Source organism: Solimonas sp. K1W22B-7, from assembly GCF_003428335.1.
In the GTDB taxonomy this organism is placed as follows: domain Bacteria; phylum Pseudomonadota; class Gammaproteobacteria; order Nevskiales; family Nevskiaceae; genus Solimonas_A.
Genome location: NZ_CP031704.1, coordinates 4,678,376 through 4,703,805 on the forward strand (window position 1 = coordinate 4,678,376; position 25,430 = coordinate 4,703,805).

Below are 25,430 nucleotides of genomic sequence, written 5' to 3' on the forward strand. Positions count from 1 at the left end.
CCGGCGATCCCCGTCAGCGGCCCGCCTGCCCGCCGTTGAGCCCCAGGAAGGGCACGGCGCCGCCGGCCATGGTGGTCGGCAGCACGCCGTTCCACTTCTCGATCGCCTTGATCTGGGCGTCGATCTCGCGCAGCTTGATCAGGTCGGGGGTGATTTCCTGCTTCTGCACCCGCAGGGCCGCCGCCTCGGCCTCGGCCTGGGCGATGCGCTGCTTGGCCTCGATCTGGATGCGCTCCAGGTCGCGCTGTGCCTTCAGCGCCAGCTGCTCGGCCTCCTGCTTGGACTCGATCGCCTGGGAGAACTGGGCGGAGAAGCGGAAATTGGTGATCGACACCTCGTCCAGCGCCAGGGCGTTGACCGCGCGGGCGTTGATCTTCTCGCTGAGCAGCAGGCGGATGTTGTGGCGCACGTCCTCGCGCTTGGTGATCAGCTCCTCGGCCGTGTACTTGGCGGTGACGGCCTTGAAGGCCTCCTGCACCGCCGGCTCGATCACCTTCTGCTCGAAGCCGGGCCCGACCTCCTGGTAGAGCCTGGCGGTCAGTTCCGGGTTGATGCGGTAGTTCAGCGTGATCGCGGTATGCACGATCTGCAGGTCGCGGCTGGCGGCCTCGCCCTCGGAGTCGGCGCGCGCCACGCGCACGTCGATCTTCACCACGTTGCACAGCGGGTTGACCAGGTGCAGTCCCTCGCCCAGCGGCTGCGGGTCCACCTTGCCGAACAGGGTCACCACGCCGCGATGGCCCGCCGGCACCACCGTCATCGGTGAAAACCGCGCCAGGAAAGCCACGCCGATCACCGCCAGGATGACGCCCAGAACCAGTTTTGCCTGCCCCATTGCCGCTCCCCCTTCAGACCAGAAAGACCGCCGCCAGCCCCAGGAAAATGAAGAAACCCATGCTGTCGGTGGTCGCCGTGAGGATGATACTGGAGCCCATCGCCGGATCGCGGCCCAGGCGGTGCAGCAGCACCGGTGCCAGCACCCCCACCAGGGCCGCCACCGCCATGTTGAGCATCAGCGCCGCCGCGATCACCCCCGCCAGGTGCACATCGCGGTACAGCAGCAGCGTGGCAAGGCCCAGCACGCTGCCCCACATGGCGCCGTTCAGGGCACTGATCGACAGCTCGCGGCGCAGGATGCGGCGAAACTGGTGCGCGCCGAGCTGGCCCAGCGCCAGGCCGCGGATCACCAGTGCCGCCGACTGGTTGCCGGTGTTGCCGCCGATGCTGGCGACGATCGGCATCAGCGCCGCCAGCGCCACCAGGGCCGTGATGATCGACTCGAAGGCGCCGATCACGCGCGAGGCGAAGAAGGCCGTCGCCAGGTTGATCGCCAGCCAGGGCCAGCGGCGCTTGGCACTGGCCACCACCGGCGCGAAGATGTCTTCGTCCTCCTCGGACAGGCCGACCTGGCGCAGGCCCTCGGTCTGCGCCTTTGCGGTCACCTCGTCCAGCACCGCATCCACCGTCACCCGCCCCACCACCTGGCGGTGCAGGTTCACCACCGGTGCCGAGATCAGGTCGTACTTCTCGAAGGCGGCCACCGCCTCGCGCGAGGGGTCGTCGGTGTAGAAGTAGACCGGGCGCGGGTTCATCACCTCGACCACCTGGCCCTCGGGGTCGCCGAGCAGCAGCTTGGCCAGCGGCAGCAGGCCACGCAGCTGGTTGCCGCGGTCCACCACGAACAGCTGGTTGGTGTGCGCCGGCAGTTCCTTGCGCCGCCGCAGCAGGCGCTGCACCGCCTCCAGCGTGGTGTCCTCGCGTACCGAGATGAACTCCAGGTCCATCATCGCCCCGACCGTGCCCTCGGGGAAGGACAGCATCGAGCGCACTTCGGCCTGGTCGGCACGATCCAGGCGCTCCAGCACCTGCTGGCGCGCCTCCTCGGGGAGGGAGGAGACCAGGTCGGCGATGTCGTCAGTGTCCAGCGAGCCGGCCAGGGCCGCCACTTCCTCCGGCGGCATGTTCAGCACCAGGGCACGGCGCACCGTGTCGGAGGTCTCCAGCAGCACCGCGCCGCGCCGTGCCGGCCGCACCAGGGTCCAGGCCAGGTCGCGGGCGTCCGGCGCCAGGGCCTCCAGCACGAAGGCGATGTCGGCCGGGTGGAAGTGCGACAGGCGCTGCTCCAGGGCGGCTTGGTGCTGGCGCGCCACCAGCTGCGCCACCACGTCGCTGTTGCGGCTCTCCGAGCGCGACAGCAGCTCCTTTTCGACCGACTGGCGCGACAGCAGGCCGATCACCTGCGCCCGGGCCTGCTCCAGGTGATGGTGGTGCGGGCGCGCGCTGGAGTCGGCTTCGTCGGTGATATCGGGCGGCAGATCCTGGGACATGACCGGGATATTACGGCGAGGGTGTGAAGTTTTGTGGCGATTCGGGGCACATTAGGGCCTGTTAGCGCTACGGCAGTCGCTGCGACGGAGGCCGCCTGGGTGCAGGGCTATGCCCCGGGGCGCGCCGTGTACTGAATGTACATCAGCGACACGGAGCGACGCCCTGCGCCCAGGCGGCCCCGCCCTCCGGGTGCCCCCGTCTTTGCCGCCATGCTGTGTTGCTCGTCGGTTACTTGGAACCACCAAGCGACCTCCTCGCGCCTTGCCTGGCGGCAAATACGGGGGCATCGCAGCGATTGCCGTAGCGCTAACAGGCCCTAACGAAACCGCCGCCCGAAGGCGGCGTCAGGAGGCGGGCTCCAGACAACAGAAAAGCCGCCCCGGGGGCGGCTTTTCTAAGTCTTCGGATTCCTGCCGCGGACGGACTACGCCGGCCGGGCAAAAAGCTTACTTGACCTTCGCTTCCTTGAAGACCACGTGCTTGCGGACGATCGGGTCGTACTTCTTGAACTCGAACTTGTCCGGCGTGTTCTTGCGGTTCTTCTTGGTGGTGTAGTAGTAACCGGTGTTAGCGGTCGACACCAGCTTGATCTTCTCTACTTCTTTTTTCTTGGCCATGGCGGGCTCCTGGAGTAGGTCTGCTTAGACCTTGTCGCCGCGAGCGCGCAGCTCGGCAACGACGGCCTCGACGCCCTTCTTGTCGATGATGCGCATGGCCTTGGAGGACACGCGCAGCGACACGAAGCGCTTCTCCGACTCCAGCCAGAAGCGGTGCGAGTGCAGATTCGGCTCGAAACGACGGCGACGCTTGTTGTTGGCGTGCGAGACGGTGTTACCCGTCATCGGGCGCTTACCGGTCACCTGGCAGACTTTGGACATGACACAAAACCTTGGTCAAAGGGGAATTACACGGCCACAGGCCATGCAGAAGGGGCGCGATTGTGCCAGCAGACCGGCGGCAAGGCAAGGCCCCGGAGCGCGCCCGTCTACTACCAAGGTGTTACAGACGGCGGGGCGCCGGGCGGCCAAGCTGCAGGCGTCCGGTGCAAACCCCAGGAGACCCGCCGTGAAAACCCAAGCTTCCCGCTTCTACCTGTGGGTCCTGGCCGCCATCGTCGCCGGCGGCCTGCTCGGCCATTTTTCCCCGTCCACCGGGGTTGCCCTCAAGCCCCTGGGCGACGGCTTCATCGCACTGGTCAAGATGCTGATCGCGCCGGTGATCTTCCTGACCGTGGTGCAGGGCATCGCCGGCGCCTCGGATGTCAAGAAGGTCGGCCGGGTCGGCGTCAAGGCGATCCTGTACTTCGAGGTGGTATCGACCGTCGCCCTGCTGATCGGTCTGGTGGTGGTCAACGGCCTGCAGCCCGGCGCCGGCTTCGATGCCGACCCGGCGACGCTGGATGCCGGCGCCGTGGCCAGGTACGCCAGCCAGGCCCAGGACCAGTCCACCGTGCAATTCCTGCTGCACATCATCCCCACGACCTTCACCGATGCCTTCACCGGCAGCGGCGACCTGCTGCAGGTGCTGCTGCTGGCCCTGTTGTTCGGCTTCGCCCTGATCGCCCTGGGCGACAAGGCGCGGCCGGTCACGGAGCTGTTCGAATCGCTGTCGCAGGCCTTCTTCCGCATGATCGCCATGGTCATGAAGCTGGCCCCGATCGGCGCCGGCGGCGCCATGGCCTTCACCGTCGGCAAGTACGGCGTCGACAGCCTCGGCCCCCTGATGAAGCTGATGGGCAGCTTCTACCTGGCCTGCGCGCTGTTCGTGCTGCTGGTGCTGGGCCTGATCGCGCGCCTGGCCGGCTTTTCGATCCTGCGCTTCATCCGCTACATCCGCGAGGAGCTGCTGCTGGTGCTGGGCACCTCGTCCTCCGAGTCCGCCCTGGTGCCGCTGATGCAGAAGCTGGAGAAGCTGGGCTGTTCCAAATCGGTGGTGGGCCTGGTGGTGCCCGCCGGCTACTCCTTCAACCTGGACGGCACCAACATCTACCTGACGATGGCGGCGATGTTCGTGGCCCAGGCGCTGGGGATCGACCTGACGCTGGGGCAGCAGCTGAGCCTGCTGGCGGTGGCCATGCTCACCTCCAAGGGCGCCTCGGGCGTCACCGGTGCCGGCTTCATCACGCTGGCGGCGACACTGGCGGTGGTGCCCTCGGTGCCGGTGGCCGGCCTGGCGCTGATCCTGGGGATCGACCGCTTCATGAGCGAGGCGCGGGCGCTGACCAACTTCATCGGCAACGGCGTCGCCAGCATCGTGGTGGCGCGCTGGGAAGGCGAACTGGATCGCGACCGCCTGCAGGCCGAGCTGGCCGGCCGGCCCGCCATGCCGGAGCTGCCGCCGGCCCTGGTTCCCCAGGCCGCCTGACGGCGCGTTGGCGGCGGCGCACCGCGGTGACACACTGCCGCCATGCCCGGCCTGCGCCTGATCATCGCCGACGACCACCCCCTGATGCGGGCCGCGGTGCTGCACGCCCTCCGGGACGACCTGGAGGGCGGCTGCGTTTTCGAAGCCGCCAGCTTCGGCGAACTGGAAGCGGCCCTCGCCGCTGCACCACAACTGGACCTGGTGCTGCTGGACCTCCAGATGCCCGGGGCCCAGGGCTTCTCCTCCCTGCTGTACCTGCGCGGCGAGCGGCCGGAGCTGCCGGTGCTGATCGTCTCCGCCAGCGAGCAGCCACGCACCCTGCAGCGCGCCCGGCAGTTCGGCGCCGCCGGCTTCGTGCCCAAGTCCGCGCCGATCGGCGAGATCCGCGGCGCCGTGCGGCGGGTGCTGGAAGGCGAGCTGTCGTTCCCGCCGCAAGCGGCGGGGCGCGATGCGGCGGACGCCGAACTGGCCGCCCGGCTGGCGCAGCTCACGCCGCAGCAGCTGCGCGTGCTGATGTGCATGGCCGACGGCCGCCTCAACAAGCAGATCGCCTACGACCTGGGCCTGGCGGAAAACACGGTCAAGGTCCACGTCACGGCGATCCTGCGCAAGCTCGGCTGCCATGGCCGCACGCAGGCGGCGCTGACGGTGCGGGCACTGCGGGCCGACTCAGGGGGCGAGGGGGAGTAGGCGCCCCAGCAGCGCGCGCAGCGCCGCCGGCTTCAGCGGCTTGGACAGGAAGGCGGCGCCGGCCTCGGCGGCCCGGTCGCGCAGCCCCGGGTCCGGCTCGGCGGAAACCAGGATCGTCGGCGGCGCCGCGCCCCAGGCCTCGCGCAGGACCGCCAGCAGTTCCAGTCCATCGCCGTCGGCCAGGCGATAGTCCAGCAGCAGCAGGTCCGGCCGCGGCTCGCGGCGCTGCAGGGCGCGCGCCTCGCCCGTTCCGCTGCAAAGCTGCACCTGCGCGCCCCAGCGCCGCAGCAGCTCGGCCGTGGCCTCGCGCACTGCGGCATCGTCCTCCACGCACCAGCAGCGGCGGCCCAGCAGCGGCGGCGGCGCCGCTTCCGCCGCAGCGGCTACCGCCGGCGCGACCGCGGTTCCGGCCGGCACGGTGACCGAGAACGCACTGCCGCGCCCCGGCCAGGAGCGCAGGCCGATGGGGTGGCCCAGCAGGCGCGCGATGCGCTCGACGATCGCCAGCCCCAGCCCGGCGCCGGCATTGCTGCGGTCGTAGCGGCGGAATTCCTCGAAGATCGCCTGGCGCTGCTCCTCGGGGATGCCCGGCCCGGTGTCCCAGACCTCGATGCGCCAGCCGCCCGGCGCGCGGCGCAGCCCCAGCAGGATGCGGCTGCGGCGGCTGTAGCGCAGCGCGTTGGACAGGAAGTTCTGCAGAATGCGCCGCAGGAGCGCCTCGTCGCTGTGCACCACCACGTCGCGGCAGCGCGCCCGCAGGCGCAGGCCGCGCGCCGCGGCCAGCACGCCGGCTTCCGCGGCCAGGCTGCGCAGCAGCGGTGCCAGCGCGAAATCGCGCGGCTGCGCGGCCAGCTGGCCGGCCTCCAGGCGCGAGATGTCCATCAGCGAGGCGAGGATGTCGTCCTGTGCCGACAGCGCGGCATCGACGTACTGCAACAGCTCGTCCTGCCGCTGCGCCCCGCCCGGCTCGCGCAGCGAAGACAGGAACAGCCGCGCCGCGTGCAGCGGCTGCGCCAGGTCGTGTACCACCGCGGCGACGAAGCGGCTCTTGGAACGGTTGGCGCGCTCGGCCTCGGCCTTGGCCTCGGCCAGGTCATGGGTACGCTGCTCGATGCGCCGCTCCAGGCTCTCGGCCAGGGTGCGCAGGTCGCGCGCGGCGTTCTTGTAGGCGGTGATGTCGGCATAGGAGGTGACGAAGCCGCCGTCCGGCAGCGGCGTGCCGCGAATCTCCAGCACCGTGCCGTCGGGCCGCTCGCGCTCGTGCATGTGCGCGCGGCGTGCGCGCAGGTGCTCCAGGCGCCGCTGGATCGCATCCTCCGGAGCGCCTGGGCCGAGCAGGCCGCGGCGCGCGTTGTGGCGCAGCAGGTCCTCGATCGGGCGGCCGGCCTGCACCAGCTCGGGCGGGTAGCGGAACAGTTCCACGTAGCGCCGGTTCCAGGCGACCAGGCGCAGGTCCGCGTCGATCACGGCGACGCCCTGCGGCAGGTGCTCCAGGCTTGCGCCCTGCCCGGCGCGGGCGCGCTCCACCGCCTGCACGACCTCGTCCTGGGCGGTGCGCAGGGCGTCGGCGTGCTGGCGCAGCATCTGCTCCAGCTCCTCGCGCGAACGGCGGCGCAGGCGCTCCAGGCGCAGGCGCTGCTGCAGGAACAGGCCGAGGAACAGCAGCGCCAGCCCGGTGCCGGCCGCGGCCAGCGCGGCGACGCGGCCGGCACCGGCGCTGCGCGCGGTGTCGCGCAGCAGGTGCAGCGTCCAGCCCTCCGCCGGCAGCGGCAGGGACTGCCACAGCCGCTCGCCCCTGGCGGCCGGCTCGGCGATACGCACGCGGCGGCCGTCGGCGCCCAGGTCCTCCAGCAGGTCGTGGCGCAGCGGCAGCAGCGGCTGGCCGGCGTACTGGCGGGTTTCGGCCAGCCCCGCGCGGTCGGCGGCGCCCAGCGGCGCGAGCAGGCGGTAGCGCCAGTCCGGCCGGTTGGCGAGAATCACGACGCCGTGAGCATCGCTGACCACCACGGTGTCGGCGCTGGCGCCCCACTCCCGCTCCAGCCGCTGCAGGTCGAGCTTGACCGCAACCGCGCCGAGGAACCCGCCCTGCCCGTCGACGATCGCCTGCGACAGGAAGTACCCCGGCTGGCCGGTGGTGACGCCGACGCCGTAGAAGCGCCCGGCGCCGGAGGCGCGGGCCTCGCGGAAATAGGGCCGGAAGCTGTAGTCGAAGCCGACATTGCTGGCCGTCTGCCGCCAGTTGCTGGCGGCGGCGCCGATGCCATGGCGGTCGATCAGGGTCAGCGTCGAAGCCTGGGTGGCCTGGTTGATGCGCTCCAGCTTGAGGTTGACGCGCTGGCGCATCGCCGCATCCGCGGTGACCTGCAGCGCCGCCTGCAGATCCGGATCCAGCGCCAGCACCGCCGGCAGCATGCGGTAGCGGTCGATCAGCCGCTGCAGGCCACCGGCGTACAGGCCCAGCTGCTCGTGCGCCTGCCGTCCCTCGGCATGAAGCGCGCGCCGCTCAGCATGGCGGCCCGCCGCGAGGGTGGCCGCCAGCAGGACGGCGCCCAGCAGCAAGGCCAGGCCGGCCGTTCGCAGGAATCTTGTGCTCACGCCCATCGCCTCCGGACCGGATGCGGCCACCTTAGCATCCGGCCGCATCGCCACACCGTCCGCGGCGCTTAACACGATGGTGTTATTGAACCTGCCTCCGGAACCATCCATCATTCTCTACTTCCGCCTGCAAACCCCCGCATCCGCTCCCATGAAACTGCGTGAAGAACTGCGCCGCGCCGCCCTCGATTACCACGAGTTCCCGGTCCCCGGAAAGCTGTCGGTCACCCCGACCAAGCAGATGAGCAACCAGCGCGACCTGGCGCTGGCCTACTCCCCCGGCGTCGCTTTCGCCTGCGAGGAGATCGCCGCCGATCCCAGCGCCGCCTCGCGCTACACCGCCCGGGGGAATCTGGTGGCCGTGGTCACCAACGGCACCGCCGTGCTGGGCCTGGGCGCCATCGGCCCGCTGGCGGCCAAGCCGGTGATGGAGGGCAAGGCGGTCCTGTTCAAGAAGTTCGCCGGCATCGACGTGTTCGACATCGAACTCAACGAGCTGGACCCGGACAAGCTGGTGGACATCATCGCGGCGCTGGAGCCGACTTTCGGCGGCATCAACCTGGAGGACATCAAGGCTCCGGAATGCTTCGAGATCGAGCGCAAGCTGCGCGCCCGCATGAAGATCCCGGTGTTCCACGACGACCAGCACGGCACCGCGATCATCGTCGGCGCCGCCCTGCTCAACGGCCTGCAGGTGGTCGGCAAGGACATCAAGGCGGTCAAGCTGGTGGTCAGCGGCGCCGGCGCCGCGGCCCTGGCCTGCGTCGACCTGCTGGTGGACCTGGGCCTGCCGATCCAGAACATCTGGCTGACCGACCTGGCCGGCGTGGTCTGGCAGGGCCGCAAGGAACTGATGGACCCGGACAAGGCGCGCTTTGCCCAGCCCACCGACAAGCGCACCCTGGCGGAGGTGATCCCTGACGCCGACATCTTCCTGGGCCTGTCCGCCGCCGGCGTGCTGAAGCCCGACATGGTCAGGACCATGGCCACCAGGCCGCTGATCTTCGCGCTGGCCAACCCGACCCCGGAGATCCTGCCGGAGGAAGTGAAGGCCGTGCGCGACGACGCCATCATCGCCACCGGCCGCACGGACTACCCGAACCAGGTCAACAACGTCCTGTGCTTCCCCTTCATCTTCCGCGGCGCGCTGGATGCCGGCGCCAGCACCATCACGCGCGAGATGGAGATCGCCACAGTGCACGCCATCGCGGCGCTGGCGCGGCGCGAGCAGAGCGACGTGGTGACCAGTGCCTACGGCATCGAGGGCCTGTCCTTCGGCCCCGAGTACCTGATCCCCAAGCCCTTCGACCCGCGCCTGATCGTGCAGATCGCCCCGGCCGTGGCGCAGGCGGCGGCGGATTCCGGCGTGGCGACGCGGCCGATCGCCGACATGGACGCCTACCGCCAGCAGCTGCAGCAGTTCGTCTACCAGAGCGGCACGATGATGAAGCCGGTGTACGCCGCCGCGCGCGCCGCCGCGCCCGAGCGTTCGCGCATCATCTTCGCCGAGGGCGAGGACGAGCGCGTGCTGCGCGCGGTGCAGATCATCGTCGACGACAAGCTGGCCCGCCCGGTGCTGGTCGGCCGCCCGGCCGTGATCGAGGAGCGCATCCGCCGCTACGGCCTGCGCCTGAAGCTCGGCGAGCACCTGACCGTGGTCAACACCGAGCACGATCCGCGCTATCGCGAGTACTGGCAGGAATACCTGCAGCTGATGGAGCGCCGCGGCGTCACCGAGCCGTTCGCGCGCCTGGAGATGCGCCGCCGCACCACCCTGATCGCGGCAATGCTGCTGCGCAAGGGCGAAGGCGACGGCATGATCTGCGGCACCATCAGCACCACCGCGCGCCACCTGCAGTACATCGACCGCGTGCTGGGCAAGAAGGCCGGCAGCAGCGTCTACGCCGCGATGAACGCGCTGATCCTGCCGGGCCGCCAGCTGTTCCTGGTGGACACCCACGTCAACCTGGATCCGACGGCCGACCAGCTGGCGGAGATCACGCTGATGGCCGCCGAGGAAATCTGCCGCTTCGGCATCAAGCCCAAGGTGGCGCTGCTGTCGCATTCCAACTTCGGCAGCTCGGACGCGCCCTCGGCGCTGAAGATGCGCCAGACCCTGGCGCTGCTGCGCGAGCTGGCACCGGACCTGGAAGTGGACGGCGAGATGCATGGCGACTGCGCGCTGAGCGAAGTGCATCGCAAGGCGATCCTGCCCAGCTCCACGCTGCAGGGCGACGCCAACCTGCTGGTGTTCCCCAACATGGACTCCGCCAACATCTCCTACAACCTGCTCAAGACCACCGCCGGCGGCAACGTCGCGATCGGCCCGATGCTGCTGGGTTGTTCGGCACCGGTACACATCCTGACGCCCTCCACGACCGTGCGCCGCATCGTCAACATGACCGCGCTGACGGTGGTGGATGCGAATCTGCAGAGACAGGGCCTGCAGGGCTGAGCCAACGCTTCTGTCCCCTCTCCCGCCTGCGGGAGAGGGTGGCCGGAGGCCGGGAGAGGGTTTCTGTAAATGGTGGACTGGTTAGCCCAGCTATGTTCTACAGAAACCCTCTCCCCCAGCCCCTCTCCCGCAAGCGGGAGAGGGGAGACAAGCGGTGGCGCCATCCATGGCGAGACTTCAGTTACCTGATCTAGCCCCGGGGGCATTTGGCCGGGCTGGGACATGACATTGAGTCATCGCCAAAGCGCGGCTACAACCACCCCCTCTCCGCAAACGACGCTGGCTTCCCCTCGCCGATCACGAAGTGATCCAGCACCCGGATGTCGATCTGAGCCAGCGCCGCTTTCAGCCGGTCCGTCAGCGTCCGGTCCGCCGCGCTGGGCTCGGTCACCCCCGACGGATGGTTGTGCGCAAAGATCACCGCCGCCGCGTTGTGCCGCAGCGCGGCCTTGAGCACTTCGCGCGGATAGACCGCCGCCGAATCCAGCGTGCCGCGTGCCAGCTCCTCGAAAGCCAGTACCTGGTGCTGGGCGTCCAGGAACAGCGCCCCGAAGACCTCGCGGTCGAGGTCGCGCAGGCGCGCCACCAGGTAGTCGCGCGCACCCTGCGGGCTGGTCAGGGCGGCCCTGGCCTTCAGTTCCTCGCCCAGGTAGCGCCGCGCCATCTCGACGCAGGCCTGCAGCTGGATGTATTTGGCGTCGCCCAGCCCCCGGGCTTCGCAGAATTCCTCGCGCGAGGCCTTGAGCAGGCTGCGCAGGCCGCCAAAGCGGGTCAGCAGCTCCCGGGCCAGGTCCACGGCGCTGGTCCCGGGCAGGCCGGTCCGCAGGAAAATCGCCAGCAACTCGGCGTCCGACAGGCTGGCCGCCCCCTGCGCCAGCGCCTTCTCCCGGGGGCGTTCGCCCTCCGGCCAATCCGTGATCGCCATGCCGGCGTCGCCCCCGTGGTTTATGCAGCTAGAATATTGCGATGCAAGCAAGTGAACCACGGCTCGACGGACGGCGCATCCTCCTGGGGGTGACCGGAGGCATTGCCGCCTACAAGGCGGCCGATCTGGTGCGCCGGCTGATGGACGCCGGGGCCGAGGTGCAGGTCGCCATGACCGCCTCCGCCACCGAGTTCGTGCGCCCGCTGACCTTCCAGGCCCTGTCCGGCCGGGACGTCCGTACCGAGCTGTTCGACCCGGCGGCCGAGGCGGCCATGGGGCATATCGAGCTGGCACGCTGGCCCGATGCGATCGTGGTGGCCCCGGCCAGCGCGGATTTCCTGGCGCGGCTGGCGGCCGGCATGGCCAATGACCTGCTCACCACCCTGTGCCTGGCCACGGATCGCCCGATCCTGGTGGCCCCGGCGATGAACCGGCTGATGTGGTCCAACGCCGCCACCCAGGCCAACCTGGCGATGCTGCGCGAGCGCGGCATCCACACAGTGGGGCCCGGCGCCGGCTTCCAGGCCTGCGGCGAGACCGGCGAAGGCCGCATGAGCGAGCCGCTCGACATCCGCGAGGCGGTGATCCGCCTGTTCGGCGACGGCCCGTTGCGCGGCGTGAAGGCGGTGGTCACCGCCGGCCCGACGCGCGAGGCGATCGACCCGGTGCGCTTCATCACCAACCGCTCCTCCGGGAAGATGGGCTATGCCGTGGCCGCCGCCCTGGCGCGCCTGGGCGCCGACGTGACCCTGGTCAGTGGCCCGACCCAGCTGGCGGCGCCGGCCGGCGTGAAGCAGGTGTCGGTGGAAACCGCCGCCGAGATGCTGGCGGCCTGCCGCGAAGCCGCCGCCGGTGCGCAGCTGTTCGTGGGCGCCGCCGCGGTGGCCGACTACCGCATGGACACGGTGGCCGAGCACAAGATCAAGAAATCGTCGGACGCGATGGACCTGCGCCTGGTGAAGAACCCGGACATCCTGGCGACGCTGCGCCAGGAGCATCCGCAGCTGTTCATCGTCGGCTTTGCCGCCGAGACCGAGAAGCTGGAGGAGCACGCGCGCGCCAAGCTGGAGCGCAAGCAGCTCAACCTGATCGCGGCCAACCTGGTCGGCAACGGCAAGGCCTTCGACCGCGACGACAACCAGCTCAGCATCTACTGGAAGGGCGGGGCGCAGGATCTGGCGCCGGCCCACAAGACCGACCTCGCCCGCGACCTCGCCCGGCTGATCGCCGAACGCTATACCGCCTCCACGGCCTGACATGCACACGATCCAGATCAAGATCCTCGACCCCCGCGTCGGGTCGGAACTCCCCTTGCCGGCCTACGCCACCGACGGCTCCGCCGGCCTGGACCTGCGCGCGGTGCTGGATGCGCCGCTGGCGCTGAACCCCGGCGACACCACGCTGCTCAAGACCGGTCTTGCGATCTACATCGCCGACCCGGCGCTGGCGGCGGTGATCCTGCCGCGCTCGGGCCTGGGCCATAAGCACGGCATCGTGCTGGGCAACCTGGTGGGCCTGATCGACTCCGACTACCAGGGCGAGCTGATGGTGTCCTGCTGGAACCGCGGCAAGGACAGCTTCACGATCAACCCGGGCGAGCGCATCGCGCAACTGGTGTTCCTGCCGGTGGTGCGCGCCGCCTTCGAAACCGTTTCCGAGTTCCACGCGACGGCGCGAGGGACCGGCGGGTTCGGCAGTACCGGGAAAAGTTAGCCTGCAGGAGCGAGCTTGCTCGCGCCGGGTCGCGAGCAAGCTCGCTCCTACGAATCGGAAGTACTTTGAAGACACGACCATGCCCATCGATCATTCCAGCGCCCAGACCATCGCCCGCGTCCTGACCGAGGCGCTGCCCTACATCCGCCGTTTCGCCGGCAAGACCATCGTGGTCAAGTACGGCGGCAACGCGATGAAGGACGACGACATGATCGCCTCCTTCGCGCGCGACATCGTGCTGATGAAGCTGGTCGGCATGAACCCGGTGGTGGTGCATGGCGGCGGGCCGCAGATCGGCGCGCACCTGGAGAAGCTCGGCAAGAAGAGCGAGTTCATCGAGGGCATGCGCGTCACCGACGAAGAGACCATGGACGTGGTCGAGATGATGCTCGGCGGCCTGGTCAACAAGGCGGTGGTCAGCGCGCTCAACCAGCAAGGCGGCCGCGCCGTGGGCCTCACCGGCAAGGACGGCACGCTGATCCGCGCGCGCAAGATGCTGCTCAAGAGCGGCCAGGAGATCGGCCAGGTCGGCGAGGTGGAGAAGATCGACCCGCGCATCATCACCCACCTGGAAGCCGGCGGCTTCATCCCGGTGATCGCGCCGGTGGGTGTGGGCGAGCATGGCGAGGCCTACAACATCAACGCCGACGTCGCTGCCGGCAAGATCGCAGCGGTGCTGCAGGCCGAGAAGATCATCTTCCTGACCAATGCACCGGGCGTGCTCGACAAGCAGGAGAAGATCCTCACCGGCCTGACCGTGCCGCAGGTGGAGGACCTGATCCTCGACGGCACGATCTACGGCGGCATGGTGCCCAAGGTGCGCTACGCGCTGGACGCGGTGAACAGCGGCGTGAAGTCGGCCCACATCATCGACGGGCGCATCGAGCACTCGGTGCTGCTGGAGCTGTTCACCGACGCCGGCATCGGCACGCTGATCCGCGGCTAGGCCCTGGCATCCAGAAAAAAGCCCGCGAGGCGCAGGCCTCGCGGGCTTTTTCGTGATGGCGACCCCTACGGCGTCTTCTTCGGCGGCACCGACCCGGCAGCCGGCTTGGTCAGTGGCGCCGAGATCGAGAGGGAGCCCGGTGCCGGGCACTGTCCGGCGTAGGCGGAGCTGCCCATGGTCAGTTCCTGGAAGCGCACGATGTCGCGCTGGAACTCCGTGCAGACCTTCTCGCGGTCCTTCGCCATCTGCTCGATCGCCAAGCGGTTGTCGCGCAGGGTCTTCTCGGTGTCGCGCAACTGCTTCGCCGGCACCGTGGTGGGACGCCCGCTCTTGAGCATGCCGTCGATGCGCTGCTGGATCGCCACCTTGGATTTCTCGTCGCTGGCCACCGCCTGGCGCGCCAGGCCGACACGACCATCGAGCGTGGCGAGCCGCTCGTTGCGGGCGCGTTCCAGGTCCTTGACGCTGCTGTAGGTGTCGGTCAGGAAGATGTCATAGGCCTGGCGCTCCTGCGCCCGGCGCTGGGCGGCGGTCGCTTCGGCCTCGGCGGCCTCGGCGGCGGCGGCTTCCTCGGCGGTCTTCTGCCGGTCGCGGATGTCCACCACGCGGCCCTGCTCGTCGAATACCTTGCGCTCTTTCTTGACGTACTCCGGCGGCACGCGGTCGCCGCAGACGCGCACGCCATGCTCGTCGGCCCAGCACTGGATCTTCTGCCCGGCGACGGCCTGCAGCGGCAGGGCCGACAGCATCAGCAAGGTCACCGGAATGGCAAGGCCTGCAACTTTGAACATGGACAAACTCCTGGAATTGGAAGCGCGGTTCAGTTTACGCCACGCCGTACTGGGCCTGGTAGGCGCGGATGGCCTCGATGGTAGCGATATCGGCGGCACCCTGGCTGAGATAGTCCAGCAAACTACCGACATTGACCAGCGGCAGCACCCTGACGCCTGAATCACGCTCCATTTCCTGTACGGCCGAGGCGCCGCTGGTGCCCTTTTCCTGGCGATCCAGGGCGATCACCGCGGCGACCGGCTCGGCACCGGCGGCACGCAGCAGCCGCACGGCTTCGCGCAGGGCGGTGCCCGCGGTGAGCACGTCATCGACGATCACCACCCGGCCTTTCGGCAGGGCACCGACCAGGGTGCCGCCCTCGCCGTGGTCCTTGGCTTCCTTGCGGTTGTAGGCGTAGGGGACGTCCCGGCCTTGCTCCGCGAGCGCCAGGGCCACCGCGGTAACCAGGGGGATCCCCTTGTAGGCCGGCCCGAACAGCATGTCGTAGCCGATGCCGGCGCCCTGCAGGGCCTGGGCATAGGCGCTGCCCAGCTCGCGCATGGCGGCGCCGCTGGAGATCTTGCCCAGGTTGAAGAAATAGGGGCTGCTGCGCCCGGACTTCAGGGTGAAGGAGCCGAACTTGAGCACCTCGTGTTCGAGGGCCAGCTTGAGGAACGCGGACTGGTAGGCGTGCATGTGAAACCGATACTGGAATGGATGAACTGAGCGGCAGCTGAAGATCCGGCGCCCGGCGCCGGACGCGCAGGCCGCGCGGACCAACGGCGCAATCCCCGCCCCCTGGTCCGCGCACCTAGTCCCCGCCCCCGCTTTCAGGGAAACTACCGGCGCATATCATAACCCCCGGAAGACCACCCTTGAGAGTCATCTCGCTGAATGCCAACGGCATCCGTTCGGCCGCCCGCAAGAACCTGTTCGACTGGCTGCCCAAGCAGAAGGCCGACGTCCTGTGCCTGCAGGAGACCAAGGCCCAGCCCGAAGACCTGACCGATCCGGTGTTCAAGCCGGAAGGCTGGCACGTGGCCTACAACAGCGCGCTGCGCAAGGGCTATTCCGGCGTTGCCATCTATTCCCGCCGCAAGCCCGACGCGGTGCTCACCACCCTGGGCAACGAGGAGTTCGACGCCGAGGGGCGCTACCTCGAAATGCGCTTCGGCGACCTGTCGGTGGTGTCGCTGTACCTGCCCTCGGGCTCGTCCGGCCCCGAACGCCAGGCCAGCAAGGACCGCTTCCTGGAGTTCTTCCTGCCCAAGCTGCGCGAATGGAAGGGCAACGGCCGCGAATACATCATCTGCGGCGACTGGAATATCGCGCACCGGAACATCGACCTGAAGAACTGGCGCTCCAACCAGAAGAACTCGGGCTTCCTGCCGCATGAGCGCGAATGGCTGGACCTGCTGTTCGGTGCCGTGGGCTGGGTCGACGGTTACCGCACGCTGTACCCGGAGCAGGAAGGCGAGGCCTATACCTGGTGGAGCAACCGTGGCCAGGCCTGGGCCAACAACGTCGGATGGCGCATCGACTACCAGATCATCACCCCCGGCCTGCAGGGCAGGCTGAAGAAGGGCGGCGTCTACAAGGCCGAGCGCTTCTCCGACCACGCGCCGCTGACACTCGACTATGACCTCTGAGGCCGCCCCGCGCGGCTGGCGCGACGCCCTGCGCATGTACGGCCACCCGCGGGTGGCCAGCATGCTGTTCCTGGGCTTCTCGGCGGGCCTGCCCTTCCTGCTGGTGTTCTCCACGCTGTCGGCCTGGCTGGCGCAGGCCGGCGTGCAGCGCGCCACCATCGGCATGCTCAGCTGGGTGGGCATCACCTACTCGATCAAGTTCTTCTGGGCGCCGGTGGTGGACCGCCTGGCGCTGCCGGGCCTGACGCGCCTGCTCGGCCGGCGCCGCAGCTGGATGCTGCTGGCGCAGGTCGGCTTGGCCTGCGGCCTCGCCGGCCTGGCGCTGCACGACCCGGCGACGCAGCTGCGCAGCATGGTGTACTGCGCGCTGCTGGTGGCCTTCTCCTCGGCGACGCAGGACATCGCGATCGACGCCTGGCGCATCGAGGCGGCGGAACAGTCGCTGCAGGGCAACATGTCGGCCGCCTACCAGCTGGGCTACCGCATCGCCCTGATCGTGGCCGGCGCCGGTGCGCTGTTCCTGGCCGCCGAGCAGGGCTGGCAGATGTCGTATCTCACGATGGCGGCGCTGGTCGGCGTGGGCGTGGTCACGACGCTGCTGATCGCCGAGCCGGAACAGAAGATCAGCCGCGCCACGCTGCTGCAGGAAGAACGCGTGCTGCGCTTCATCGAGCAGCGCCAGCACTGGCCGGAAGGCTTGCGCCATGCGGGCGCCTGGGTGATCGGCGCGGTGGTCTGCCCCTTCGTCGATTTCTTCCAGCGCAACGGCTGGAAGCTGGGTGCGCTGATCCTGTGCTTCGTCGGCCTGTTCCGCCTGACCGACATCACCATGGGCGTGATGGCCAACCCTTTCTATCTCAGCCTCGGCTACACGCTCAAGCAGATCGCCGCCATCGCCAAGGGCTATGGCGTGGTGATGTCGATCCTCGGCGCCTTCCTCGGCGGCCTGGCGGTCGCGCGCTGGGGCGCGCTGCGGGCGCTGCTGATCGGCGGGGTGGTGGTGATCCTGAGCAATCTCTGCTTCGCCCTGCTGGCGCTGCACGGCCAGCCCAGCATCGAGGGCCTGGCGCTGGTGATCAGCGCCGACAACCTCGCCGCCGGCCTGGCCGGCTCGGCCTTCATCGCCTACCTGTCGGGACTGACCAACACCGCCTACACCGCCACGCAGTACGCCCTGTTCAGCTCGCTGTTCACGCTGCCGGGCAAGCTGATGGGCGGCGCCTCGGGCTGGGTGGTGGACCAGATCGGCTTCGTCGGCTTCTTCCTCTATACCTCGGCCCTGGGCCTGCCGGCGCTGCTGATCCTGCTGCAGCTCAATCGGCGGCTGCCTGCACCGAGCGCAGCTTCCTGAAGACCTCGGCGAAGCGCTTGCCGATCTCGTTGCCGTCGGGTACGTCCCAGGCACGCGAGTAGACCGGCATGCGCAGGCGGTCGATGTTGTCGGCGCGGCCGGCATGCTCGGCGCCCATCAGCTTGAGGTGCTTGATGATGCGCTCGTTGTCGGACAGCACGTCGTAGTTGAAGCTGCGGATGCCGGCACGATGCGCCGACAGGTGCAGGCAGGCCTGCAGCACGAAGCCGGTGCCGCGGCCCTGGTACTCGTCGGCGATCACGATGGCCACGTCGGCCATCTTCGGGTCGTCCTCCAGGCGCACATAGCGCGCGATGCCGATACCCGGCTCGTCCGGCTTTTCCAGGTTGAGCGCACCCCAGGCGACGTGGCTGACATCGTCGGTGGAAGTGAATGCCTTCAGCTGTTCCTCGCTCAGATCGTCGACGTGATCGAGGAAGCGGCGGCGGCGTGCCAGCTGCGACAGCTGGCGAAAGCCATCGCGCAGCCGTGGCGCATCCTCGTGGCGGATCGGCCGCAGCAGCACGCGCAGGCCATCGTCCAGCGGGTATTCGAATGCGGCGGGCAGCGTCGGGGAGAAAAGGCTGGAGAGCATGCCCATCGCGCGTGGCCCTTCAGAGATTCATCTGGTCGATGAAATCCGCCGGGTTGTCCCAGCGCCCCGAGGACAGCGCCTCGTCGTTGATCCCGTAATCCTCGCGCCCGATGTCGAGCGCCCCGGAATAGTCCTCGGGCGGCGCGCAAGACCGGGCGCTGATTTCCACCCAGGTATCGAAATCGAGTTCCTCGAGCGTGCCGTCGAAGTGCTGCACGAGCACCACTTCAGCGGCAGTATCCAGGCCGACGATCTCGAACGGTTCGCCGTCGGTCTGGAACCACTTGCCGACCGACATCTCGCGTAGCCACTCCGCCATGACAACACCTCCTGCATTCCATCGCAGATGGGAGTGAGTTTGTTTTACGCCGGTTGACGGTGAGGTTCAAGGCACCGCGCGAGGGATGAGGGGCAAGGGACTGAATGCTTGTGAAACTTTAGTGAAAGCCCAAGCGTGAGCCGTTCGCCCTGAGCCTGTCGAAGGGTGAACGGCCGCCACCGCAGTCAACAGTTGCCGCTCATGCTTCGATCCTTCGACAAGCTCAGGACTTCAGCACGAACGGCAATCCCCCGGCTACGGCGCCGGGATCGTGAACCGCTGGTGGATCTCTTCGATGCCCTTGGTCACGTCCCTGCCCAGCTTCACGTCCACGCTGGCGATATTGCTGCGCAGCTGCTCCATGGTGGTGGCGCCGATGATCGTCGACGTCATGAACGGGCGCGTGCGCACATAGGCCAGGGCCATCTGGGCCGGATCGAGTCCGTTCGCCCGCGCCAGGGCCACGTATTCGCGCGTGGCCAGTTCCACCTGCTCCTTGGTGTAGCGGGTGAAGCGCGAGAACAGCGTGATGCGGCCGTCGGGCGGCAGGGCACCGTGCAGGTACTTGCCGCTGAGCACGCCGAAGGCCAGCGGCGAATAGGCCACCAGGCTCACGTCCTCGCGCTGCGTGAATTCCGCCAGGCCCACTTCGAAGCTGCGGTTGAGCAGGCTGTAGGGGTTCTGGATGCTGGCGACGCGCGGCAGGCCCTGCTCGCGCGACAGCCGCAGATACTCCGACAGGCCCCAGGGCGTTTCGTTGGAGATGCCGGCGTGGCGGACCTTGCCCTGCTTCACCAGCTCGCCCAGCGCGTCCAGCGTCTCCTCGATCGGCACGCCGCCGTCTTCGCCGCGGTGCTCATAGCCGAGCTTGCCGAAGTAATTGGTCGGCCGCTGCGGCCAGTGGATCTGGTAGAGGTCGATGTAGTCGGTGCCAAGCCGGCGCAGGTTGTCCGCGCAGGCGCTCAGCACCGAGTCGCGGTCCAGCTTCGTGCCGCCGCGCAGGTAAGGGAACAGGCCGGGACCGGTGACCTTGGTGGCCAGGATCAGTTCCTGGCGCCTGCCGGTCTTGCGCAGCCAGCTGCCGATGTAGTCCTCGGTGCGGCCCTGCGTCTCCGGCTTGGGCGGTACCGGGTACATCTCGGCGGCGTCGAAGAAATTGATGCCCTGCGCCACGGCGTAGTCCATCTGTTCGTGGGCCTGCGCCTCGCTGTTCTGCTCCCCCCAGGTCATGGTGCCCAGGCAGATCTCGGTGACTTCCAGGCCGGTGCGGCCCAGCGGATTCTTCTTCATGCGATGCCCTTCTGAGGGAGTGCTTGGGGAACTCAGACCACGGCCGCGGCTGCGCGTTTCAGGCAGCGTCCCTGAGCGCTTCGGCACGGCGGCGCGCCAGCTGTTCGATGGCCGGGCGCAGGATCAGTTCCATCGCCTGCGCCTGCAGCGGCCCCGGCACCACCAGGGTCTGCTCGTGCGAGCGGAAGGTGCCGGGCAGTTCGCGCTTGAGGAACTCGAAGTCGGACTGGACGCGCGAGTGCTCGTTGAAGTGCACCACAAACAGCGTCTCCTCCGGCAGCGGGATCTCGCGCACCACGAAGGGGTTGCTGGTGTCCACCAGCGGCACGCGCTGGAAGTTGATGTCGGTGCGCGAGAACTGCGGCGTGATGTGATTCACGTAGTCCGGCAGGCGGCGCAAGATCGTGGCGGTGACCTCTTCCGTGCGGTAGCCGCGCTCGGCGGTGTCGCGGTTGATCTTCTGGATCCATTCCAGGTTGATCACCGGCGTCACGCCGATCAGCAGGTCCATGCAGCCGGCGACGTTGACGTCGTCGCTGGCGAAACCGCCATGCAGACCTTCGTAGAACAGCACGTCGGTGTCGGACGGCAGGCGCTCCCAGGGCGTGAAGGTGCCCGAGGGTTGGCCAGCGTCGATCGCCTCGGCGTCGGTATGCAGGTAGTGGCGCGTCCAGCCGGTGCCGCGCTCGGAATACTCGCGCAGCGTGGCTTCCAGCCGCTCCAGCAGATTGGCGGCGGGACCGAACAGCGAGAAGTGCTCACCGCGGATACGCGCGCGCTCCAGCGCCTGCCGCACCTGGGAGCGGTCATAGGCGTGGAAGGCGTCACCCTCGATCACCGCCGGGCGCAGGCCCAGCTGATCGAAGATGCCCTCCATCACGCGCGTGGCCGTGCTGGTGCCCGCACCGCTGGAGCCGGTGACGCCGATGATGGGGTGTTTCGCGGACATGTTGCCTCTTGAGCCAAAAACCGTTACCGCCGCGTGACACGAGCATACGGGAATTTTCGGCAGGGGGAAGAGCCGGGCCTGGTGGCGACACGCAATGGATTGATTGTTTCCCTCTCCCGCCAGCGGGAGAGGGAATAAAGAGGTGACGGCTATACCCGCTCAAATGCCAGGTCGAACACCTCGTGCCCCAGCCGCTCGCCGCGAGCCTCGAAGCGCGTCTTCAGGCGCGTGGCGGGCATTTCCACGTAGCGGCCATCCGGCGCGCGGTTGCGCAGGCCCGGGGCGGCGTTGAGCACTTCCAGCATGTGCTCGGCGTAGGGCGCCCAGTCGGTGGCCAGCTGCCACTCGCCACCCACTTTCAATTTCCGCACCACCAGCTGCGCGAACTCCGGCTGCACCAGGCGGCGCTTGTGATGGCGCTTCTTGTGCCAGGGGTCAGGGAACTGGACGACCACCTGGTCCAGGCTGGCGTCGGGAATGCCGTCGCGCAGCAACTCCACCGCATCATGGCTGGCGACGCGGAGGTTGCCCAGGCCGGCGTGGGCGGCGCGATTCAGCACGCGGCCGACGCCGGGGCGATGCACCTCCACGCCGATGAAGTCCCAGCCGGGTTCGGCGGCCGCACGCGCCAGCAGGTGATCGCCGGCGCCAAAGCCGATCTCGAACATCAGCGGCGCCCTGCGCCCGAAGACGGCGGCCAGGTCCAGCGCCTGGGTAGTGGGCTCGATGCCGTAGCGCGGCCACTGCTCGGCCAGGGAACGCTCCTGGCCATCGGTCATGCGGCCTTCGCGGCGCACGAAGGAGCGGATGCGGCGCAGGTGCGCGGGCTCGCCCTCCGGCAGCTCCGGCGTGTCCGACGGCCCCGCCATGCCTAGATGATGCCTTCCAGCGGCGAAGATGCGCTGGCGTAGCGGCGGCGCGGCATGCGCCCCGCCAGGCGCGCTTCGCGGCCGGCTTCGATCGCCTTGCGCATGGCCGAGGCCATCAGCACCGGGTTCTTCGCCTCGGCGATGGCAGTATTCATCAGCACGCCGTCGCAGCCCAGCTCCATCGCGATGGCCGCGTCGGAGGCGGTGCCGACGCCGGCGTCGACGATGATCGGCACCTTGGCGTTCTCGATGATGGTCAGCAGGTTGTAGCGGTTCTGGATCCCCAGGCCCGAACCGATCGGCGCGGCCAGCGGCATCACGGCGACGCAGCCGATCTCTTCCAGGCGCTTGCACAGGATGGGATCGTCGCTGGTGTAGACCATCACGTCGAAACCTTCCTTGACCAGGATCTTCGCGGCTTCCAGCGTCGCGGTCACGTCCGGGTACAGCGTCTGCTTGTCGCCCAGCACTTCCAGCTTGACCAGCTTGTGGCCGTCGAGCAGTTCGCGGGCCAGGCGGCAGGTGCGCACGGCGTCATCGGCGGTGTAGCAGCCGGCGGTGTTGGGCAGGATGGTGTAGCGGCTGGGCGGGACCACGTCGAGCAGGTTGGGCTCGCCCTTGTTCTGGCCGATGTTGGTGCGGCGGATCGCCACGGTGATGATCTCGGCGCCGGCGGCCTCGGTGGCCTCGCGGGTCTGCTCCAGGTCCTTGTACTTGCCGGAGCCCACCAGCAGGCGGGAACGGTAGGCCTTGCCCGCGATGATCAGCGGATCTGCATTGATGGTCATGGGCGTGTGCGCAGCGAAAAAGTGGAGCGGGTGATGGGAATCGAACCCACGCTAGCAGCTTGGGAAGCTGCAGTTCTACCATTGAACTACACCCGCGCGAGGGGTGTAGTTTAGCTGATCGACTCCCGCCGGGAACAGAACCACGCGCGGAACCCGCCGGACCCGGTGCCAGGCCAGGGGGAGCGAAAGCGCATAAGATGGCCTGACGGCGGCCCCGGGGCACCGGCAATGGTGAGGGGACGGGGCAGTCTGGCGGTGCCGGACCACAGGCAGTCGCGCACAGGGGGAAAGGGATGAGGGAGCTGAGGGCTGTGGGGACGACGCTCGCGCGGCGCCGCCAGGGGCTGGCGCGCATGGCGGCGGGTTTGCTGGTCCTGGGCGCCATGCTGCCTGCCGCGGCACAGTTCACGGACAGTTCGCCTTTCGGCGCGGCAACAGCCCCCGCAGCCTCGCAGGCGCAGGCACCCGCCGCCGGGGCAAGGACCGATGTGGCGGTCACCGCCTTCACCCCCAGCTACGTGCAGACCGACCGCATGCTGGCGGCGCTCAAGGCGCTGGGGTACACGGTGATCGAGTTCGGCAACCAGGTCGACGCCAACGCGCGCGACCGCATCTTCAACCCGCTCTCCGTGGTGCAGGCGGGCACGCCCCTGCCCGCGATCATCAAGCTGCCCGACGCCGAGAAGACCAGCCTGCTCGATGCGCCGCCCTCCACTGGCCTCTTCGGCGGCTTCGGCGGCTCGTCGGGGGGCTCCTTCGGCGGTTCGCAGTACGGCTCCAACCTGCCGCAGCTTTCCGCGGTGCCGGACATCGGCGGCAGCTACCTGCACGGCGTCACCGCGGGGGGCGAGGACCAGCGGGTGCTGATCGTGTACGACCCGGCCGACCGTCGCTCGCTGGACCGGCTGCAGACCCTGCTGCGCGACAGCATCGACGTGCCCGCGCGGCAGGTCGTGATCGAAGCCCTGGTGATCGAGGTCAACCGCGACAAGATGCGCGATCTGGGCATCACCTTCAGCGGTGCCGACGGCAAGTGGTCGGGCTCCTTCCTGCGCTCCAACGCCGACCAGCAGCTGCCGCTGCTGCTGGGCTTCAACGACGCCCTGGATGCGGTCGGGAATTTCCAGGCCTCGCTGCGTGCCCTGGTCAGCCGCGGCGATGCCGAGATCCTGTCCAACCCCTCGGTGCTGGTCATGGACGGCCGCCAGGCCCGTATCCAGATCGGCCAGCAGATTCCCATCGTGCAGAGCACCACCAACTTCGGCTCGACCCAGGAGTCGGTGCAGTACTTCCCGGTCGGCATCGTGCTCAACCTGCGCCCGCGCATCAGCGAGAACCAGAAGCAGGTGACGATGCAGGTGGAGACCATCGTCAGCTCGGTCAACAGCGGCGGCGCCGGCATCCGCACCGAATCCGGCGCGCTGCTGGCACCGGCGGTGGACAACCGCCAGGTGCAGACCTTCGTGCGCGTGGCCGACAACACGCCGTTCATCATCGGCGGCCTGATCGCCACCGACAAATCCAAGCGCAACAGCGGCATCCCGCTGCTCTCCGACCTGCCGGGCATCGGTGGCCTGTTCCGCCGCAACACCACCGAGGAACGCCGCAACGAGGTGATCGTGGTACTGACGCCGCACGTCGTGCCGCAGGACAGCCACAACTTCAGCTATACACGCCCCAAGGACTCCAGCGACTTCGACTCCAGCGACCATGCGCTGTTCCGCGACGGCTACCGCATCCGCTCGCGTGAAGTCTTCGACCTGGCGCACCTGCAGCAGAGTGCGCAACTGCTGAGCCTGCGCCAGACGGCGCAGCGGCTGGCGCAGCGCGGTCCGCAGCTGGCACAGGACCCCGACGTGGCCCTGGTACTGGCGGGAGGCATCCCCGGCGAGGACATCCTGGTGCGGCGCATGCTGTGGGAAACCGTGCGCAATACCGACTACGGCAAGCACATCGATCCCGACCGCATCGTGCTGTTCACCCAGCCGGCCGGCGAAGGACGGCCACGCCTGGCCTTCCTGCGCGACCTGCTGGCCGGCCTGCCGGAGGACCAGTCGCTGGTGCTGAACTTCGGCCGCGGTACCGACAGCGACGTCGCCCAGCCGGCCGCAGCGGTCGAGCGCGTGCCGACGCCATCCGACGCTGCCGCCCTGATGACGGCGCAGAACCGCGACGCCGGGCGGCGCGAGCACGCGCTGGTCCTGCGCGCCGGGAAGAAGGACGAGCGGATCACGCCGCTGGAGTGGCTGCGCAGCGCCCTGGTCCTCAAACGCATCCTGGACCTCAACGCCACGCTGCCGCTGACGATCTCGGAGTTCTACGGTGGACGGCAGATCGTCTATCCCACCGCCGACGACCTGGCGCAGTCCTTCCAGCTGATCGATCCGCGCGCGGCGCAGTACTGGTACGAGGCGCAGGACTACTACCCCGCCTTCGAGCGCGAGTTCAATCGCGCCGCGGCGCACATCGAAGCCCTGGACAAGGCGCCCTGAGGCCCGTCGCGTGCACGGCAACTGCGGCCCGGCGGTTGAGCCCGCCGGCCAGGTAGCCCCTGGCGTGGCCCGGCCCGGCAGCCGCGATAGAATCCGGCCATGAACCTACGCATCAACGGTGAAGTCCAACAACAGCCTGCGCCCTGCTCGGTGGCGCAGCTCGTCGAGCAGTTGCAGCTGGCCGGCAAGCGCCTGGCGGTGGAGCGCAACGGCGAGATCGTGCCGCGCTCGACCTACACGGACACCTGGCTGGCCGACGGCGACCAGCTGGAGATCGTGCAGGCGATCGGCGGCGGCTGATTGAGATTTTTCACTGTATATAGAATAAATGTCATATAAAT

24 protein-coding genes and 1 tRNA gene are annotated in these 25,430 nt (G+C 68.8%); 10 read left to right on the forward strand and 15 right to left on the reverse strand.

Translation table 11 applies throughout. The features are described from left to right. Positions 1-13: 13 nt before the first annotated feature. The 4 genes from D0B54_RS21115 to rpmB form a co-directional block, all read right to left on the reverse strand. Positions 14-835, reverse strand: coding sequence for a prohibitin family protein (locus D0B54_RS21115; RefSeq protein ID WP_117293868.1), 822 nt, complete (start codon positions 833-835; stop codon positions 14-16). 13 nt (positions 836-848) lie between these two features. Continuing rightward, the gene (gene mgtE, locus D0B54_RS21120) at positions 849-2,327 is read right to left on the reverse strand and encodes a magnesium transporter (protein WP_162932603.1); all 1,479 of its coding nucleotides are present in this window, start codon (positions 2,325-2,327) and stop codon (positions 849-851) included. 447 nt (positions 2,328-2,774) lie between these two features. Next, positions 2,775-2,945: a 50S ribosomal protein L33 gene (gene rpmG / locus D0B54_RS21125; protein ID WP_117293870.1), complete on the reverse strand. Its 171-nt coding sequence runs from the start codon at positions 2,943-2,945 to the stop codon at positions 2,775-2,777. Positions 2,946-2,969: 24 nt separating this feature from the next. Then, positions 2,970-3,206: a 50S ribosomal protein L28 gene (rpmB, locus tag D0B54_RS21130; RefSeq protein WP_117293872.1), complete on the reverse strand. Its 237-nt coding sequence runs from the start codon at positions 3,204-3,206 to the stop codon at positions 2,970-2,972. A gap of 187 nt (positions 3,207-3,393) precedes the next feature. Here rpmB and D0B54_RS21135 point away from each other — a divergent pair, with 187 nt between their 5' ends. Together D0B54_RS21135 and D0B54_RS21140 are read left to right on the forward strand one after the other, a co-directional pair. After that, on the forward strand, positions 3,394-4,692 hold the full coding sequence (locus D0B54_RS21135) for a dicarboxylate/amino acid:cation symporter (RefSeq protein WP_240433482.1): 1,299 nt from the start codon (positions 3,394-3,396) through the stop codon (positions 4,690-4,692). A gap of 42 nt (positions 4,693-4,734) precedes the next feature. Further along, entirely contained in the window at positions 4,735-5,382 is a 648-nt protein-coding gene (locus D0B54_RS21140; protein ID WP_117293876.1) for a response regulator, read from the forward strand. On the opposite strand, the gene D0B54_RS21145 is transcribed toward D0B54_RS21140, so the two are convergent. Next, positions 5,362-7,977 carry a hybrid sensor histidine kinase/response regulator gene (locus D0B54_RS21145; RefSeq protein ID WP_240433483.1) on the reverse strand — a complete coding sequence of 872 codons (2,616 nt, stop codon included), beginning with the start codon at positions 7,975-7,977 and terminating at the stop codon, positions 5,362-5,364. The two genes, D0B54_RS21140 and D0B54_RS21145, sit on opposite strands and share 21 nt — an antisense overlap. A 151-nt stretch (positions 7,978-8,128) precedes the next feature. Here D0B54_RS21145 and D0B54_RS21150 point away from each other — a divergent pair, with 151 nt between their 5' ends. Then, on the forward strand, positions 8,129-10,432 hold the full coding sequence (locus tag D0B54_RS21150; protein ID WP_162932604.1) for an NADP-dependent malic enzyme: 2,304 nt from the start codon (positions 8,129-8,131) through the stop codon (positions 10,430-10,432). A gap of 250 nt (positions 10,433-10,682) precedes the next feature. On the opposite strand, the gene radC is transcribed toward D0B54_RS21150, so the two are convergent. After that, positions 10,683-11,357: a RadC family protein gene (radC, locus tag D0B54_RS21155; RefSeq protein ID WP_117293882.1), complete on the reverse strand. Its 675-nt coding sequence runs from the start codon at positions 11,355-11,357 to the stop codon at positions 10,683-10,685. 41 nt (positions 11,358-11,398) lie between these two features. On the opposite strand from radC, the gene coaBC reads away from it, so the two are divergent. The 3 genes from coaBC to argB all read left to right on the forward strand — a co-directional run bounded on the left by coaBC (position 11,399) and on the right by argB (position 14,016). Next, positions 11,399-12,613, forward strand: coding sequence for a bifunctional phosphopantothenoylcysteine decarboxylase/phosphopantothenate--cysteine ligase CoaBC (gene coaBC / locus D0B54_RS21160; protein WP_117293884.1), 1,215 nt, complete (start codon positions 11,399-11,401; stop codon positions 12,611-12,613). Between the two features lies 1 nt (position 12,614). Next, complete coding sequence (gene dut / locus D0B54_RS21165; protein ID WP_117293886.1) at positions 12,615-13,070, forward strand: dUTP diphosphatase; 456 nt, start codon at positions 12,615-12,617, stop codon at positions 13,068-13,070. A 79-nt stretch (positions 13,071-13,149) separates the two neighbouring features. Continuing rightward, positions 13,150-14,016 (forward strand): acetylglutamate kinase, encoded by an 867-nt coding sequence (gene argB / locus D0B54_RS21170; protein WP_117293888.1) that lies wholly within the window; start codon positions 13,150-13,152, stop codon positions 14,014-14,016. 65 nt (positions 14,017-14,081) lie between these two features. Here the strand turns inward: argB and D0B54_RS21175 are convergent, their stop codons facing one another. Together D0B54_RS21175 and pyrE are read right to left on the reverse strand one after the other, a co-directional pair. Then, complete coding sequence (locus D0B54_RS21175; protein WP_117293890.1) at positions 14,082-14,807, reverse strand: hypothetical protein; 726 nt, start codon at positions 14,805-14,807, stop codon at positions 14,082-14,084. A gap of 34 nt (positions 14,808-14,841) precedes the next feature. After that, positions 14,842-15,483 (reverse strand): orotate phosphoribosyltransferase, encoded by a 642-nt coding sequence (gene pyrE / locus D0B54_RS21180; protein WP_117293892.1) that lies wholly within the window; start codon positions 15,481-15,483, stop codon positions 14,842-14,844. A 179-nt stretch (positions 15,484-15,662) separates the two neighbouring features. Between pyrE and D0B54_RS21185 the strand changes: the two genes are divergently transcribed. After that, entirely contained in the window at positions 15,663-16,436 is a 774-nt protein-coding gene (locus tag D0B54_RS21185) for an exodeoxyribonuclease III (RefSeq protein ID WP_117293894.1), read from the forward strand. Continuing rightward, positions 16,426-17,787 carry an AmpG family muropeptide MFS transporter gene (locus D0B54_RS21190; RefSeq protein WP_117293896.1) on the forward strand — a complete coding sequence of 454 codons (1,362 nt, stop codon included), beginning with the start codon at positions 16,426-16,428 and terminating at the stop codon, positions 17,785-17,787. Before D0B54_RS21185 ends, D0B54_RS21190 begins: the two co-directional genes overlap by 11 nt. Here D0B54_RS21190 and D0B54_RS21195 read toward each other — a convergent pair. The 7 genes from D0B54_RS21195 to D0B54_RS21225 all read right to left on the reverse strand — a co-directional run bounded on the left by D0B54_RS21195 (position 17,750) and on the right by D0B54_RS21225 (position 22,693). Beyond that, positions 17,750-18,382, reverse strand: coding sequence for a GNAT family N-acetyltransferase (locus D0B54_RS21195; protein ID WP_117295428.1), 633 nt, complete (start codon positions 18,380-18,382; stop codon positions 17,750-17,752). The two genes, D0B54_RS21190 and D0B54_RS21195, sit on opposite strands and share 38 nt — an antisense overlap. Positions 18,383-18,401: 19 nt before the next feature. Beyond that, the gene (locus D0B54_RS21200) at positions 18,402-18,701 is read right to left on the reverse strand and encodes a DUF6763 family protein (RefSeq protein WP_117293898.1); all 300 of its coding nucleotides are present in this window, start codon (positions 18,699-18,701) and stop codon (positions 18,402-18,404) included. A gap of 255 nt (positions 18,702-18,956) precedes the next feature. Next, complete coding sequence (locus D0B54_RS21205) at positions 18,957-19,991, reverse strand: NADP(H)-dependent aldo-keto reductase (RefSeq protein WP_117293900.1); 1,035 nt, start codon at positions 19,989-19,991, stop codon at positions 18,957-18,959. Between the two features lie 58 nt (positions 19,992-20,049). Further along, the gene (locus D0B54_RS21210; protein ID WP_117293902.1) at positions 20,050-20,940 is read right to left on the reverse strand and encodes a phosphoribulokinase; all 891 of its coding nucleotides are present in this window, start codon (positions 20,938-20,940) and stop codon (positions 20,050-20,052) included. Positions 20,941-21,089: 149 nt separating this feature from the next. Then, positions 21,090-21,809 carry a tRNA (guanosine(46)-N7)-methyltransferase TrmB gene (gene trmB, locus D0B54_RS21215; protein ID WP_117293904.1) on the reverse strand — a complete coding sequence of 240 codons (720 nt, stop codon included), beginning with the start codon at positions 21,807-21,809 and terminating at the stop codon, positions 21,090-21,092. Positions 21,810-21,811: 2 nt separating this feature from the next. Continuing rightward, entirely contained in the window at positions 21,812-22,597 is a 786-nt protein-coding gene (locus tag D0B54_RS21220; RefSeq protein WP_117293906.1) for a thiazole synthase, read from the reverse strand. Between the two features lie 22 nt (positions 22,598-22,619). After that, positions 22,620-22,693, reverse strand: a tRNA-Gly gene (locus D0B54_RS21225). A gap of 215 nt (positions 22,694-22,908) precedes the next feature. On the opposite strand from D0B54_RS21225, the gene D0B54_RS21230 reads away from it, so the two are divergent. Continuing rightward, on the forward strand, positions 22,909-25,089 hold the full coding sequence (locus tag D0B54_RS21230) for a type II secretion system protein GspD (RefSeq protein ID WP_162932605.1): 2,181 nt from the start codon (positions 22,909-22,911) through the stop codon (positions 25,087-25,089). 99 nt (positions 25,090-25,188) lie between these two features. Next, complete coding sequence (gene thiS / locus D0B54_RS21235) at positions 25,189-25,389, forward strand: sulfur carrier protein ThiS (protein WP_117293909.1); 201 nt, start codon at positions 25,189-25,191, stop codon at positions 25,387-25,389. The last annotated feature ends 41 nt before the right edge of the window (positions 25,390-25,430 follow it).

Coding starts and splice junctions, on each gene's coding strand:
- D0B54_RS21175 (WP_117293890.1), bottom strand. CDS start 14,807: ATGTTCAAAGTTGCAGGCCTTGCCATTCCGGTGACCTTGCTGATGCTG.
- D0B54_RS21210 (WP_117293902.1), bottom strand. CDS start 20,940: ATGTCCGCGAAACACCCCATCATCGGCGTCACCGGCTCCAGCGGTGCG.
- trmB (WP_117293904.1), bottom strand. CDS start 21,809: ATGGCGGGGCCGTCGGACACGCCGGAGCTGCCGGAGGGCGAGCCCGCG.
- D0B54_RS21190 (WP_117293896.1), top strand. CDS start 16,426: ATGACCTCTGAGGCCGCCCCGCGCGGCTGGCGCGACGCCCTGCGCATG.
- D0B54_RS21200 (WP_117293898.1), bottom strand. CDS start 18,701: ATGGCGGAGTGGCTACGCGAGATGTCGGTCGGCAAGTGGTTCCAGACC.
- thiS (WP_117293909.1), top strand. CDS start 25,189: ATGAACCTACGCATCAACGGTGAAGTCCAACAACAGCCTGCGCCCTGC.
- D0B54_RS21205 (WP_117293900.1), bottom strand. CDS start 19,991: ATGAAGAAGAATCCGCTGGGCCGCACCGGCCTGGAAGTCACCGAGATC.
- coaBC (WP_117293884.1), top strand. CDS start 11,399: ATGCAAGCAAGTGAACCACGGCTCGACGGACGGCGCATCCTCCTGGGG.
- mgtE (WP_162932603.1), bottom strand. CDS start 2,327: ATGTCCCAGGATCTGCCGCCCGATATCACCGACGAAGCCGACTCCAGC.
- dut (WP_117293886.1), top strand. CDS start 12,615: ATGCACACGATCCAGATCAAGATCCTCGACCCCCGCGTCGGGTCGGAA.
- rpmG (WP_117293870.1), bottom strand. CDS start 2,945: ATGGCCAAGAAAAAAGAAGTAGAGAAGATCAAGCTGGTGTCGACCGCT.
- pyrE (WP_117293892.1), bottom strand. CDS start 15,483: ATGCACGCCTACCAGTCCGCGTTCCTCAAGCTGGCCCTCGAACACGAG.
- argB (WP_117293888.1), top strand. CDS start 13,150: ATGCCCATCGATCATTCCAGCGCCCAGACCATCGCCCGCGTCCTGACC.
- D0B54_RS21195 (WP_117295428.1), bottom strand. CDS start 18,382: ATGCTCTCCAGCCTTTTCTCCCCGACGCTGCCCGCCGCATTCGAATAC.
- D0B54_RS21140 (WP_117293876.1), top strand. CDS start 4,735: ATGCCCGGCCTGCGCCTGATCATCGCCGACGACCACCCCCTGATGCGG.
- D0B54_RS21220 (WP_117293906.1), bottom strand. CDS start 22,597: ATGACCATCAATGCAGATCCGCTGATCATCGCGGGCAAGGCCTACCGT.
- D0B54_RS21115 (WP_117293868.1), bottom strand. CDS start 835: ATGGGGCAGGCAAAACTGGTTCTGGGCGTCATCCTGGCGGTGATCGGC.
- D0B54_RS21150 (WP_162932604.1), top strand. CDS start 8,129: ATGAAACTGCGTGAAGAACTGCGCCGCGCCGCCCTCGATTACCACGAG.
- rpmB (WP_117293872.1), bottom strand. CDS start 3,206: ATGTCCAAAGTCTGCCAGGTGACCGGTAAGCGCCCGATGACGGGTAAC.
- radC (WP_117293882.1), bottom strand. CDS start 11,357: ATGGCGATCACGGATTGGCCGGAGGGCGAACGCCCCCGGGAGAAGGCG.